The sequence below is a fragment of the Paenibacillus sp. MMS18-CY102 genome (assembly GCF_009789195.1).
Taxonomy (GTDB): Bacteria; Bacillota; Bacilli; order Paenibacillales; family Paenibacillaceae; genus Paenibacillus_T.
Genome location: NZ_WSTC01000012.1, coordinates 95,678 through 109,891 on the forward strand (window position 1 = coordinate 95,678; position 14,214 = coordinate 109,891).

At 47.8% G+C, this 14,214-nt stretch carries 12 protein-coding genes; 2 read left to right on the plus strand and 10 right to left on the minus strand.

Features of this window, described 5'->3' with window-relative positions; genetic code table 11:
- Positions 1–84: 84 nt before the first annotated feature.
- On the minus strand, positions 85–1,848 hold the full coding sequence (locus GON22_RS10955; protein ID WP_160396131.1) for a sensor histidine kinase: 1,764 nt from the start codon (positions 1,846–1,848) through the stop codon (positions 85–87).
- Positions 1,845–3,425: a response regulator transcription factor gene (locus GON22_RS10960; RefSeq protein ID WP_160396132.1), complete on the minus strand. Its 1,581-nt coding sequence runs from the start codon at positions 3,423–3,425 to the stop codon at positions 1,845–1,847. Before GON22_RS10960 ends, GON22_RS10955 begins: the two co-directional genes overlap by 4 nt.
- 132 nt (positions 3,426–3,557) lie before the next feature.
- Here GON22_RS10960 and GON22_RS10965 point away from each other — a divergent pair, with 132 nt between their 5' ends.
- Complete coding sequence (locus GON22_RS10965; RefSeq protein WP_160396133.1) at positions 3,558–4,715, plus strand: glycosyl hydrolase family 8; 1,158 nt, start codon at positions 3,558–3,560, stop codon at positions 4,713–4,715.
- A 356-nt stretch (positions 4,716–5,071) separates the two neighbouring features.
- On the opposite strand, the gene GON22_RS10970 is transcribed toward GON22_RS10965, so the two are convergent.
- The 3 genes from GON22_RS10970 to GON22_RS10980 all read right to left on the minus strand — a co-directional run bounded on the left by GON22_RS10970 (position 5,072) and on the right by GON22_RS10980 (position 8,465).
- Positions 5,072–6,124, minus strand: a complete 1,053-nt coding sequence (locus GON22_RS10970; RefSeq protein ID WP_160396134.1) for a hypothetical protein — start codon at positions 6,122–6,124, stop codon at positions 5,072–5,074.
- Positions 6,108–6,623, minus strand: coding sequence for an RNA polymerase sigma factor (locus GON22_RS10975; RefSeq protein ID WP_160396135.1), 516 nt, complete (start codon positions 6,621–6,623; stop codon positions 6,108–6,110). Before GON22_RS10975 ends, GON22_RS10970 begins: the two co-directional genes overlap by 17 nt.
- Positions 6,624–6,851: 228 nt before the next feature.
- Positions 6,852–8,465: a cellulase family glycosylhydrolase gene (locus GON22_RS10980; protein ID WP_160396136.1), complete on the minus strand. Its 1,614-nt coding sequence runs from the start codon at positions 8,463–8,465 to the stop codon at positions 6,852–6,854.
- A 234-nt stretch (positions 8,466–8,699) separates the two neighbouring features.
- Here GON22_RS10980 and GON22_RS10985 point away from each other — a divergent pair, with 234 nt between their 5' ends.
- Positions 8,700–10,007 carry an N-acetylglucosamine-6-phosphate deacetylase gene (locus tag GON22_RS10985; RefSeq protein ID WP_160396137.1) on the plus strand — a complete coding sequence of 436 codons (1,308 nt, stop codon included), beginning with the start codon at positions 8,700–8,702 and terminating at the stop codon, positions 10,005–10,007.
- Positions 10,008–10,099: 92 nt separating this feature from the next.
- On the opposite strand, the gene GON22_RS10990 is transcribed toward GON22_RS10985, so the two are convergent.
- From GON22_RS10990 to GON22_RS11010, 5 genes are all read right to left on the minus strand, one after another.
- Positions 10,100–11,074 (minus strand): LacI family DNA-binding transcriptional regulator, encoded by a 975-nt coding sequence (locus tag GON22_RS10990; protein WP_160396138.1) that lies wholly within the window; start codon positions 11,072–11,074, stop codon positions 10,100–10,102.
- Positions 11,071–11,712 carry a YczE/YyaS/YitT family protein gene (locus GON22_RS10995; protein WP_160396139.1) on the minus strand — a complete coding sequence of 214 codons (642 nt, stop codon included), beginning with the start codon at positions 11,710–11,712 and terminating at the stop codon, positions 11,071–11,073. Before GON22_RS10995 ends, GON22_RS10990 begins: the two co-directional genes overlap by 4 nt.
- Positions 11,709–12,599, minus strand: a complete 891-nt coding sequence (locus GON22_RS11000) for a Cof-type HAD-IIB family hydrolase (RefSeq protein ID WP_160396140.1) — start codon at positions 12,597–12,599, stop codon at positions 11,709–11,711. Before GON22_RS11000 ends, GON22_RS10995 begins: the two co-directional genes overlap by 4 nt.
- A 152-nt stretch (positions 12,600–12,751) precedes the next feature.
- Positions 12,752–13,894 carry a radical SAM/SPASM domain-containing protein gene (locus tag GON22_RS11005; RefSeq protein ID WP_160396141.1) on the minus strand — a complete coding sequence of 381 codons (1,143 nt, stop codon included), beginning with the start codon at positions 13,892–13,894 and terminating at the stop codon, positions 12,752–12,754.
- A gap of 61 nt (positions 13,895–13,955) precedes the next feature.
- A complete protein-coding gene (locus GON22_RS11010) occupies positions 13,956–14,213 on the minus strand; it encodes an acyl carrier protein (RefSeq protein ID WP_202113192.1) in 258 nt (85 codons plus the stop codon).
- Between the last annotated feature and the right edge of the window lies 1 nt (position 14,214).

Below are 14,214 nucleotides of genomic sequence, written 5' to 3' on the forward strand. Positions count from 1 at the left end.
TGTATTGTAAGCACTTTCATTATAGGGTTAGAAGCTTCTGCAGCTTAATGGAGAAACTAAACTTGTTACTGCATAATGTTTAGGTCACATGCCGGGCGACTGCTCGATCGACTCGCGAACGATAATCTCCACACAGGTGCCAACTCCCGGCTCGCTGCCCAACCGGAAATCAACCGCATCGCCATAAAAGAGCTTCAGCCGGTAATACACATTCGCAATGCCAATGTGCTCACCTATCTCATCGCTTTGGGTTAAATTGCGGTTGAGCGCCTGTAATTTCTCCGGTTCGATTCCGCCGCCATTATCCGTCACTTTGCAGACTAGCCCCTCTCCCGTCCGCCGGACGCTGACGTTGATCAAGCCTGAACGCTTCACGGCTTCAATGCCATGGATGCTTGCATTTTCCACCAGGGGTTGCAACGTCATCTTCGGAATAAGCGTCTGCTCGACCGAAGGATCGACGTCGATGCTATAGTGCAATTTATCTTCGAAGCGGTATTTCTGAATTTCGAGGAAACAGACGACGAGATCGATTTCCTCTTTCACCGTCACCCAATCCCGTCCCCACGTCAGCGATTTTCGAAAGATTTTCGCCATATTCGAAATAATGCGCGCCGTCTCGCTCTCTTGCTTGATCACGCTGCGCATTCGTATCGTCTCTAGCGCATTAAATAAGAAATGGGGGTTGATCTGGCTCTGCAGCGCATTCAGCTGTGCTTGGTTGCGCTTGAGCTCAAGCTCTTTCTTCTGGATATCCGCAACATACACATCATTAATTAAGCGGCGGATTTGCAGCGTCATTTGATTGAAGGCTTGCGTCAATTGCCCAATCTCATCACGGGTTTCTGGTTCAACAATCGGCTCGAACGTTTGATTCTTCACTCGCTTCATCTGCTTCAGTATGCGAACGAGCCGTGCGTTCAACGAGCGGTTAAACAAAATGATAATAATGGTCGGGACAAGCAGGTTAAGCATGGCAAAATAAAGGACGAACTGCCTCGATCGGCGTACATCCGCCAATACGGTTTCTTCCTTAAATACGCCGATCACTTCCCAGTTCATTAAATACGATGCAGGGAACGACTCCTTGAATACGAGGGTCCCCCTGGCTGGCTTTGAGATGGCCGCTTCGGTCGCTTCGCTGTCCGTCGTCGAATAGAGCAAATGATCGTTTTGCAGCAAATAGAGCGTCCCGTTCAGTGACACGTTGCGGAACACATCCGCCATCAGGTCCGGATGAAAATCTAACCGCAGCAAAATCGGCTGCGTGCCGTCCTCCTCGCTTCCGCTAATTCGGCGCAAGAGGCTAAGCGTGTCGGGCTTGCCTGGCAAATCCGATTCGAGCTTCTCAATCGCGACAGCTGAAGGCGGCGCCGAGCTTACCCGTCTATACCAGCCTTGCTGCTTGATATGGTTGGTAATCGGCTGAACACGCCCGCCATATATGATCGTGTCATTTTCCGTATAGATGGTGATCGACTGTATCGTCTTATATAAAGGGCTATATTTCTCAAGCATTAAGCTAATGTAGCTGTTATACTGCTCAACATAATCCGCCAGATTATCGTAAGGCTGCTGCACATATTGCCATAGCAGCGTATCGTTGTAGAGCACCGTGGATATGCCCGCCGCCGCATTGATCTGGTCTTGAAAATCATCACGAATCTGCTTAACAGCGAGGGAAATGTCATGCTTCTTCTGGTGGCGGATGTTGTCTGCCGTAATCGAATAGAAGATCACGTTCGTCATGACGACCGGAATAAACACGGACAGCATGTACATGATCAGCATTTTGTTCCGAAAACGGACATTGTTCATATTCAGGCGCATCCGTAGTTTCGCGATCATGGCGCCTTCGCCAACATAGCCTGTTTATAATCCGTTGGCGAACGCCCTTCCACCTTCTCGAACTGTTTAATAAAATATTCCGAACTGTTGAAGCCCACCATCTCCGCAATTTCATAGATTTTACGGTCGGTCTGCCTTAATAGCCGCTTCGCCTCATCGATCCGCAGCTGCAGCAGAAAATCGTTAAAATAGACGCCGTACGTATTCTTGAACAGCTGGCCCAAATAAACGGGATTGATATAAAACTGTTTTGCCATGCTCTTCAACGTCATTTCCTCCTGGTAATGCATTTCGATATATTGCCGAATGCGATGGATGCTTCCGCTGGACTTTGTTTTGCGAAGCTGCTCCATATAACTGGCGCTTTCGAGCAGGAAATTCATAAGATCCTTCATCAAAATAGACAACGTCTTCGGCGCCTGATTCCACTGCGCCATCACGGAATGGGACGCAATCATCGGTTCTTGTTCGCCGCCCATTTGCCGCAGCACCTCTAGCGCACGAATCGCGCATTTGGACACGGAAGCGATGACCGCATCCGGCGTAAACGCATAACGCTTGAAGTCGTTCCCAATTCGTGCGACCAGCTCAGAAAGCGCTGGGATATTGTTTTCCTCCAAATGATCCTGCAAGGCCACATACACCTCAGCGTCTAGATCCCGAAAGGCTAGCACAACCTTCGCAGCCCGTTCAGGTGTAATGGCTTGGCAATCGTCAAGCGCATATTTATAACGCATCGCCTCCCGTGCGCCATCGTACGAGCGTTTCAAATCCGCCGGGCGCGTCACGCGCGGGCCAAAGTAAATTCGGATGGAAGCAGCCTCCTCACTCGAAACCGTTCGAAGCAGCTGTGATGCAATCCGGTCTCCTGAAGCATCCCCATGGAAAGCAAAGTGGCTCTCCGCCATTAGAAACCCGAACGTATAAGGGCCCAAATCATGCAGGATTGGCGCGCTGCCCCCTGTCCGCATAAGCGCCTCTCCCATGCTTGTCTTCCATTTGCGAATCGAGTGAACCTCCGCTTCAGCTGACTCCCCTCTGCTGTTGCATTCTACGATGCAATAACAGCAAGGCTCCTGCTCACGCAGGCCAAGCGCAGCTGCAATGCCAACCGGAGCCTGCTCCGAAGCCTGATCGAAGAGCAGCTCATTCAACACGGACTCCACCGTGCGATGTGAGGCTGATTCAGAATCCTCCAGTTGCGCCCACCGTTGATTAATCCGCTTGAGCGTGCCTACTAGCTCATCCTCATCAATCGGTTTCAAAATAAAATCTTGCACGCCGAACCGCAAGGCTCGCTGGGCATACGAGAATTCATTGTAGCCGCTCAAAATAATGAATTCAGGCGAACGGCTGCCGCTTTCCTTAATCGCCGCAATCAATGTCAGCCCATCCATGCCGGGCATGCGGATATCCGTGAGCACAAGATCGGGCTGATGCTGCTTGATCAATGCAACGGCCTCATCACCGTCCTCCGCCTCCGCAACCACTTGGTAGCCATGCTCCTCCCACGGAATTAGCTCCATCAACCCTTTGCGCACGAAGATTTCATCATCGACCAATATCACTTTCCGCATGTAATCTCCCCCTCTTGTGTATCTAAGATTTCCTCAGCATGTTCTAAACTTATTCCATTTTCTCCCCTTCGCAAACAGAGGTAAGCTAACGATGATCACGGTTGATTTCACACGAACGAGGAGGCATAGTGGATGGCCAAAGCAAATCGGCAAGGCGCTTTTCACAACGGCCAATATCGCAATTTATTGCAGGAATATGGTTACAGCGAGCTGGACATCGATGCACGCATCCTAGAATGCTGGCAGCAATTATTCGGCGATTCGCCCGATACCCGCATCTATTATGAAGCCGATGATAACATGGGCTATATGCTAGACACCGGCAATCTGGATGTACGTACTGAAGGCATGTCATACGGCATGATGATGGCTGTGCAGATGGATCGCCAAGATATTTTCGACCGGCTCTGGCGCTGGACGATGGCCTATATGTTCATTGAGCAAGGCCCCAATGCTGGCTATTTCGCTTGGTCCTGCCAGCCAGATGGCACCCGAAACTCCGACGGCCCCGCGCCAGATGGAGAAGAATTTTTTGCGCTTGCCCTGTTATTCGCTTCCCACCGCTGGGGAGACCGTGCAGAAGCGCCTTTCAATTACAGCAAACGGGCGCGAAGGCTGCTCCATGCTTGTATTCATAAGGGAGAAAATAACGACGGCTTCCCGATGTGGAACCCCACTAATAAACTGATTAAATTTATACCAAACTGCGAATTTACAGATCCTTCTTACCATTTGCCTCATTTCTATGCGTTATTCGCGCTCTGGTCGGACCCGAAGGACCAGTCGTTCTGGATGGAAGCAGCGCTTGCGAGCCGCCAATATCTCGTCGCTTCCTGCCATCCGGCAACCGGGCTTGCTCCCGAATATGCCTACTATGACGGAACGCCGAACAATGAACGGGGATTCGGGCACTTCTACAGTGATTCGTATCGGGTAGCTGCCAATCTGGGGGTCGATTCCCTATGGTTCGGGACCGAGCCGCCATTAGCGGACATCGCCGAACGGATCTTAACTTTCTTCTCGGACAAAAACCCTGCGGACTATCGGCGTTATTCGATCGCGGGCGAGCCTTTCGAAGAACAAGCGCTCCATCCAGTCGGGTTGATTGCGACGAATGCGGCAGCCGCCCTGGCCGCATCAGATAGCGAGCATGCACGGCAGGCCGTCGAGCTATTCTGGCAAACCCCGCTTCGGACCGGCGAGAGGCGTTATTACGACAATTGCCTGTATCTGCTTAGCTTGCTTGCGCTTAGCGGACGATACCGGATCTGGCATCCGCAGCGCGGCTAGAATAGAAAGGACGAGTTCATGAAATACGGAACCCACCCTTTTTGTAAACCCTTTCAAAACGTTAGATCGGTGATAAATGCTTGCTGCTCGCATAATGTTTGAGCCAGTGTACCATGGCGGAATACGGCCAACAAGTACACCGCGTTTGGGTAAAGTCTCGTTATTTTTAGCTATTTAACTCGACATAACAGTTCCATAGTAGAGGAAGTGGAGGCTTGAAGGGGATGCACGAATTAAACAATTTACTGAGAAAAATATAGGGATTTTTCGGTGTGCGTTTTGAAGCTCAAAAAAATAGGTTCAACCAGAATTCTCTGGTTGAACCTATACCATGCAATCAGCTTATCGCGTATGAATCAGTAGCCTTCATTAATGACTGTCCATTCTTTCGTGGCATCTTCTCTGGCAATGAAAATGTGTCTTGCGGTATTGGGATACATGGATTTCTCATAGGCATCGAACGTAATGATCTGCCATGCCTTATATTCATCCTGTATATAGCTGGAAAGCAGCTGTACATTTTCCGTATAGCTAATTTTCACGATCTGGCGGTCTTCAGGAAACTTAGCGTAGTATTCTTGAGCCAGCTTTGCTGCTGCGTCGATCTCGATTTTCGAATATTTGGCATGATCGTTGCTTGGTTCATACCTATTGTCAGGCAGTTTCGCCGGTTCTGTAGGCTTAACTTGTGGATTTAAAACAAATTGATCCTTTTCCGTCACGACATAATCTCGTAACTTAGCAAAGATTTTCCCGTCTTCCTGTATGGCCATATCTAATGCTTTAGTTGCTTTCGTTCCAGTGCTATACGTAATTTCCATTACAATCCGATCAGTCCGTAACTGCTCGTTTAAGCTCGCTATCGTACGATCAGGATGGCTGTTAAGCGCTTGAATGGTAAGCTTAGGATTCCAATTGACAACGAGAGAGCTGTACTCGGACGCATGAGAGCCGTAAACAACAGTAAATTGTTTTTCCATGCTGTAATTGGACCGTGTTTCTGTCCAATCTGTAAAATCCATATATTGATTCTGAATGGAGAAACGGATGCTATTAATATTGTTGCCTTTCACATTAAACTGCACCAATTCTCCTCGCATGGAATGATTGTCATTGATGATCCCTGTCGCAATCTCTACCCCAGAACTGGTTAGCTCCGTACCCGTATTGTAAACATATAAAGCGAAGGCCGTATCCTCCTCATTAATATAGGAAAGCGTAAATACACTCAAGATGACTACAAGAACAGCGGCTGTTAAATACTTAACCCAGCCTCCCCTTCTGCGCTTATGAGAAAAGGCTGGCTTCTGATCTTCTATGCTTCGCTTCTTTATTTCTAGGAGCATCCTCTCCTTTTGTTGTGCTGTAGGCGTTAAGCTTTTAAATAAGCGGTTAATCGGGTCGGACAACATGAACGCCTCCTTCCAAATTTTCTTTGAGCCGTTTCCTGCCGCTATATAACTGGGTTTGTACGGTGCTTTCTTTACGGTTTAACATTCGTCCAATTTCTTTCACCGAGTAACCTTCATAGTAATATAGATACAGCACTTCTCTATATTTGGAAGGAAGTGAAAGCAACTGTTCCATGATCTCGCTCCCTTTAGTTGAGTCATCCCAGTGAGAAATTTCAGGCAAGGGCACTATGCGAACCCGGCGAAACCTCCACCAGCTCTTCAACATGTCTTTGCAATAATTTTTGGCTGTTACGATCAACCACGCCTTCTCATGTTCGTGATCTGTGAATGCTTTGTCGCTCTTCATCAATCTCACAAATACGGATTGTACCGCATCCTCTGCATCAGCTATATTTCTTAAATATAAGACACAAAGCCTATAGATCGTTTCGACATTCCGCTTGTATATTTCAGATACCTCATCATCAGTACGTACTGAAGAATCGTTTCTCATTTCCAGTTCCTCACCTCTTGCTAATTACACGATTTATACATGGCTAATATCCTTGCTTCAAGAAAAAAATTTCCCAGATAGGCAAAATTGTATCATTGTTTAAGTAAAAACAAAGAGCAGCTGCCGCAGCAACTGCTCTTCTGATTGTCTCCTCCACCACTCGCCTACTGTACTGCAGCGGCACCGTTAGTGGTGAAATTGTTCGATTTTGTAGTAGCTGTCTTCCATCTAGCCTACAGCAATCCACTCTAACGACAACGGTCCTTCAACCGCGCGGACAATAATGCGGCTATTACCATGTGAGAATGAAACATCGCATATGGTAACCGTTTGCCAATCGTTACCCTGTAGTTCGGCCCGTCCCGCCACTTCCGCTTCGATCGCAATCTCCGCTGTCGCATGCCCTTCCGGTGCGGCGGCGCGCAGCGTGACCGCATAGTCAGCTTCGCTAACCGCATTCACCTCATAAGCTAGCCAGTCGCCCGGTGCAAGCCGAACATGCAGCCATTCATCCGCCTCCCAAGCCAAGCCTCGCCCCGGGTGAAAATTCGGCTTCTCGCGCTGGCTGTCTGTAAAGCGAATGTCGGTGCCGTCGTCCGAGCGGAAGCCGAGCTCATGGCTAACCGGCTGCTGCACGCCGTAGCTAATGCCCGCACCGCGATAACCGTAGAAAATCGCGGGAATACGAATCGCCGGCCGGAATAACAGCGCATGCACGACTTTGGAATGATAGGTACACGCTTCAATTCGCAGGTTGTCCAAATACGCCCATAAAATCCGCTCCGCTTCACTGCTCTCCGGTTTTGCCCCTCCTTCCAAATAGGAGACGAGCTTGTCCCATCCTTCCGGCATATTGACTGAGCATGGCGAGTTGATTGTATCAAGCTTTTTCCACGTCCAGAAATTCCATGAAATATCATGGTCCTCGTACAGCCGGAACGCGCCGATGTACCACTCGATATTATTTTCCCCGCCCTCGCCCATGTAGATTGGCACATTCCACTCGTCACGCTTGTCCAGAAACTTCTGGATGCTCGCCGTATCGGGATTGTTCCAATACTTGTGGAATTGCAGCATTAGATTGCCTTCGTCAGGCTTCTTATCAAAAATCGACCAATCCGTCGCCCAGTGCGCGCCTTCTAATATAATCATATGCTTATCGTCAACTTCGCGAATGGCGCGAATGATATCTAAGTACAACGGCATGATTTGGTCATTATACATCGCAAAATATTCCGGCAGCGGCTCGTTAAGCAGATCGTATCCCGCAACGATCCATTCATCCTTATACCGCTCGGCCAGCATCCGCCACATCTCTACCGTTAGGCGCTTATTCGCCTCGTCAGTAAACAGTTCGGGCTGGTCACGGAGTGAATCGTCGATGTTCGCGCCAGTCTGTCCGCCAGGCGCACCATGCAGATCGAGAACAACATACAACCGGTAAGTTCTGCACCAATCAATCACCCGGTCTATCAGTGCTAGATGCCGCTCATCGAATGCAGGCCCGATCTCATCTTGTAACAGCGACCGGGCATTGATCGGCACCCGTATAGAGTTAAAGCCCTCTTCTGCTATTCGGCGGATATCAGCTTCCGCGATATAGACGTCGTAATAGGTGTCCCAAAATTGCTTCGCCTTGCCCTCACCGATTAAATCATGAACCATCTTTTCAATCCGCCGCGGGCGATCGCCTGCTTCCGGGAAACGCCACATATAGCCTTCGGGCAACAGCCAACTGCCAAGGCCAACACCGCGCAGCAAGATCTCTTGGCCTGCTCCGTTTACTAGTTTGCGCCCTTCTGCTTTTAGAAACCCATCTACTTCATGGCCATTCAAGTTCATCAATTCATCTCCCCATGTTCTGAAATCGTTTTCAAAAAGCTGTGAATCGGACATGGCAATCGCTGCCTTACGTCTACTATAAAGGAGCTCCTCACCAGCTGTCGAGCCCCTCTCGACGATAGAATAATTCATTTTTTCTTCACATAAAAAACGATTGATATGAAACCAATTCCATAGATTAAGATGGTTAAGCTTGGAAGAAATATAAATAGAGACTCAGGAGGAGTGGTACCTATGCTGTCCGCACCATCTTTTAATTGCCCTGCGTATCTTGGATCAGACGGAGTAATGCGACTGGCTGAAATTTCTTACAAGGATAACAAATGGGCAAAGTTTGAACTCGGTTCCGAAGGCATTTTCAAAAAGTCAGGATCGTATCTCGTTCCATCCATCCCTGTCGAATTCCACTGCCATGGCATCGGCGAATACGATTTCAGTAATTTGGACGAGCTGGATATGGACAAGATCAATGCATTAGCCGAGCGCGAAGGCATCTATTGCGTTCCGTCTATCTTCCTCCCCCATCACCAATTGGAGCAATTCGTAACGGTGATGAAGGCCTTCCATGAACAAAAGAAAAAGGGCAAGTATCCTAACATTCTAGGCATTTCGTTAGAAGGCCCCTTGCTCGCTAGCTTTGCCGGCACGCCGGAGAAAGGCAACTGGGCTCCGCTCAAGGACGAGTGGAAAAAAATCGCTTCGTGCGGGCAATATGGCCTGTTGTATACCGTACTATCACCCGATGCAATGACGGAAAATTCGTACTTGAAGAAGTACATTACGCCGGAACATCCGAGCATCGAGTGGATCGTGGATACTCTCGTTGAAGCTGGTGTCAAGCCTGCATTGGGACATTTCCAGAAAGCTTATCCCGAAGAAACGTCTACGCTCATTATGAACGTCATTAACACCGCACAGAAAAGAAGCCGTTTCGCAGGATCTACAGCCGTATTAACCGACCACTTATTCAATGACATGCCTAACAATTTCAAACACACCTGGCGAACGCCGCAAGAGCGGACGCTCAGGCTCGAAGGCTTAAAATCCGCTCAGTTAGAGCAATGGAATCTAGATTCCGTAAAAACATTAGTTGGCGAGGTGCCTGGAACTTTAATTAGAGCTGCAAAGGAGGGATTATTGACGATTTGCATGAATTTTGATAGCGAGCATGTGGACCTTGAAGTAGCACGGCGCGTTGTTGAGCTTGTTGGATCACAAGGGATCATTGCCATGACCGACCGGATCGATACCGATTCGATGTGCGGGCAATCGCTGGAGAAAATTGAAGGAAACAATCTGTGGTATCAAGGCAAAGGATACGTTGCAGCAGGCTCCTATACGATTGACCGCCTCATGCACAATATCCGTTCGATCGGCTTTAACGAACAAACCGTTTGGAATCTGACGTCTTTTGTTCCATTGCAAGCTGCAGGTTACCTTAACGGGCAAGACCAACGTTCCGCCCAACCTTTCAGTTTCATTGATGAGACGAAAACAAGAAATCACTTCAAAGCTAACGTCCCTGAATTCGTTTTAGCCTAAAATCAATCCAATCGAGACCTTATCTTGCCGAATGAGATAGGGTCTCTTTTCGTTAAAGCCTTTCATTCAACAAAAAACAGCCTTCTCGGCTGTTAGGTTGATTTCCTTGCCAGTAATTTAAGCTCAAGCTTATTCGTACTCGGAATTTCTTGATTGTTAATCAAATTATATAATAGCTCTGCTGCCGTATTTCCCAACTCCTTAATCGGCTGATGGATCGTCGACAGCTCCATCACTTCCGAGATCGGCTGATTGTCAAATCCGGTTACCGCCAAGCTTTCCGGAATAGGCACACCTTGTTTTTTGGCTTCATATATAATGCCCGCAGCAACATAATCACTTCCTACGACGATAGCCGTTGGCCGTTGGGGCAGGCTGAACAATGCTCTTGCTACATGAATGCCATCCTCAATCGTATACTTTCCATCGAAGTACCAATCCGTGTTCCAGTTTAATTGATGTTTCTGTTGGTATTGAAAAAAAGATTTCTTGCGATTAACGCCAACTCCGCTCTTAGCATTGCCTATACAAAGACCGATATGTTGATGGCCTTGTTCCCTCAAATGATCCAAGGCCAGCTGCATGCCAGATTCATGGTTAATAAATACGCTTGCGATCTTGCTGCTCTCTGATGCTTCGCACGAAATGATTTTTCCATAGCCCGACATGTCATCAAGCACATGGGCCGGGCTAATGGTAGACCCCAATATTAGTCCGTCTACGAGCTTATATTTTAGTTTGTTAAAAAAATCAAGCTCTTGATTCAAGTCATTATTCGACTGATGCAACAGCAGACTATAGCTGTACCGATTGCATGCATCACCAATGCCGGCAATCAGCTGGCTAAAAAAAGGATGGTCGATTTTGGGCACCATAACGCCTATAATGTTCGTTTTGCCTTTCGATAAATGAACCGCATTAAAGTTGGGCACATAATGCATCTCTTTTACAACCTGCAGCACAGCATCGCGTTTATCTGCTTTAACATAAGGATGATTGTTAAGCACCCTTGATACGGTTGTTCGGGAAACCTTGGCCTTCTTAGCGATTTCAGAAATATTCGTCATAATGATTTCTCCTGATTAAAGGTAGCATGGGCGATTGTGCTAGAAAAACCGATCTTGTGAAGCAATTTATCGAAGAAGTTGATTAGTACGCCTATGCTGACCATCACAATTACGGTCCCAACACCTACCGGCCCTTTAAGAATAACAGCAAGGACCAATGCAGCTGCTTCACCGATCGTTTTGGTAATGTAAATTTTCCAGCCTGTACGCTCAGTAACGGCCAACATGAGTTCGTCATTCGGAACGGAAGGCAGGTTGGCACGCAAATAGATAGAAATGCCCACCGCCAATATGCAAAGCCCGACCATAAACAATCCCCATTGATAGAGGGCGCCATCCAGCTTTAGAAAGGTGAGAACCTTCAAATTCAGCAAATCTACAAAGAACCCAATAATAATAATAGGGATGCCTCCCGCTAGATTGGGCAGCTTCATTCTTATTATACTATTAACCAGAATGATAACTCCGCCAACAACGAAAACCCATGAACCTATTGTAAGCCCAATATTATCTGTTAATGCTACATTCAACGCATCCCATGGCGCAATTCCTGTATCTGCTTTAATCATGCATACAACGCCAAGCGATAAAATAAACAATCCAACAATATAGATCAGGCATCGTCTCATCATGCTCATTGTGGGTTTCTCCCTATCGCAACATTCTCGTTCAACAACGGGTTAATATATTGTTCAAAAGCATAGGATACGCCGCATTCCTGATTCGAGCGTGTCTGATAAGTGGTGTATGGAGCCAGCGATTCGTCTGCATTCCCCATGGCTATGCCAATTCCCGCGACTTTGAACATCGGCAAATCATTCAAATTATCGCCAATGACGATCGTTTGATGCAGAGGTGAATTGAAGTATTTGCACACTCTGTGAAGCGCCGCACCTTTGTCTGCTCCGGCACTTGTAATTTCGAGATTATACAAGCCCGAGCTCGATACATAACACTCTTTGATATGCCCAAAAGATTGTTTCGCTGCTTCCAATTGCTCCCCCATCGGCGAAACAACCATAATTTTCACAACATCAAGATAACGGCTAGGTTCGAGTATGCCCTCAACCTCTTCTAGCCCAAACTGTTCGGTTTGCGACCTGATACCCTCCCAGAATAACGGCTCAGGGAAGGCTGGATGAAGCGAGGTTACCGTGCGAAGCTGATTTTTTATTTGCTCGATTCCAAGGCTCGAAACGACAATTCGATTATTCAGGTAGACTTGGTAATACATCTGATTGGCATTTAACCATGCCATAATCTCCCTAATCGCATCCCCGTTCATAAATTGCTCATAAATGATTCGGTTATCGACTTCAATTTGAGCGCCATTGGAAGCAATGATCGGCAAGCTTAGGCCATGTTTATTGAGAATATGTTGGGCGTCAAACAACGCTCTTCCTGTTGCAATCGTAACAATATGCTCCTGCTCGTTCGCTTGTTTCAAGCAGTTTACATCGTTTGCATGGATGGCCTTATCCGTAGCTAGTAACGTGCCATCTAAGTCTATAGCGATTACCCTCATGACATTCCCTCATTTCGCAATATATCGAACTTATGAGGAGTTTAACTTATGGTACGCGTTTCAGAGCAACAGCTATTTGCTGCTGTCGAAGCCGCGTTTACAAAAACAAACAACCATCCTCGAAGTGAAGATGGTTGTTTTTCTGAATTGAATTAGAACGACTCTGGGTCAGCGAACATGCGCGTGCAGCGGTTGCACATCATCAGGTTGTCGTTGCGCAAGTAATCGCGGAAACGGACTGCCCGATCGCCTTCCCAAATCTGTTCGAAGGAGTCCTCATTGATATTGCCTAGCTTGTAATCCGGCAGATCGACGCAAGGATACACATCTCCCGTGCGGCGAACGATGAGCTCATGCCAAGGCGCAACACATTTGGAACGGCCGAACACATTGTCGATATCCGTATAATAGTCGTGAATGTCGACGTAATCGGAATAATCGACCCCTTCCGCTGCCCAAATGGCTTGCAAATCCCGCTTCAAGTATTCCGTATCGATCGGAATTGACTCTTCCACGAAACCCTGCCAAGCTGGAGAAACGTCGCAGTCCAAGTGCTCTTTCATCTGGTCTGCGTAAGCCTGGCCTCGCTCCGGCGTCGTAAAGAGCAGCGGGGCAAAATTGACCGCGATGTCGCGTTTCCTGTGCCACGGATTTTTCGTATCGTGAAGCACGATTTCCGTGTCCTTAAACCGTTCCCGCAGCGCAGGGATAAAGTCCTTTGCACTCTTGTAATTGCTCGTAGAGAGTACCATGTTAATGCTGATGAACGGGAACATTTTGCGGCGGCGTTTCTTCTCTGCGATCAATGCTTCAATGTTCTCGCAGATCGTCTGGTAGCTGCCTTTTCCGCGGATCGCGTCATGATACTCCTCAGGACCGTCAATTGAGATGTTAACGACAGCCGTGTTATCGATCAGGAACTGAATCCGTTTCTTGATCAACGACCCGTTCGTATTGACGTACACGTTCATTCTCTTGCTGCGCAGATGGGTAACCAGCTCTTCAAAATGCTTATACAGCATGACTTCCCCGCCAGTCAGAATAACGCCGATCGGGTTGCGTCCCTTAGGAACCTGGTCAATGAATCGCTTCAGCACCTCGATATCCAACTGCTCGCGAATAACACGCTGCGGTTCTTTTAATGCCCAACCGGTATCGCCCCAAATATGGCAGAAAGAACAGCGATAATTACAAATATCAGATGGAAATATCGTCAACTGCTTGAGAACCGGCGTCAGGTTACGCACGTGTTCAACTAACTTCTCGTCCCGGAGCGCCCCGGCGTTCGTCCACATAAGATGCCACCTTTCCCTCATATAAAATAAATGATATTGCGTTACTGTACCTAATTAACGGTTATACTGCGCTTGCCGTCGCCTCAACGTATCGGATGATATTATTCAACGTCAAGAAGTTCTCGTATTGCAGGTCGTCATCTCCCCAGGAGACGCCGAACTCCATCTCCAATGCGAGCACCAGGCGAATGAAAGTCATCGAGTTTATGCCAAACGCTGACAAATCTTCGTCCGGCCCGATGTCCCCAATCTCTCCCCCATCTTCTGCCAACACATCTTTCAACAAATCCATCACCTTTTCGCGAATCTCTGCACTCATT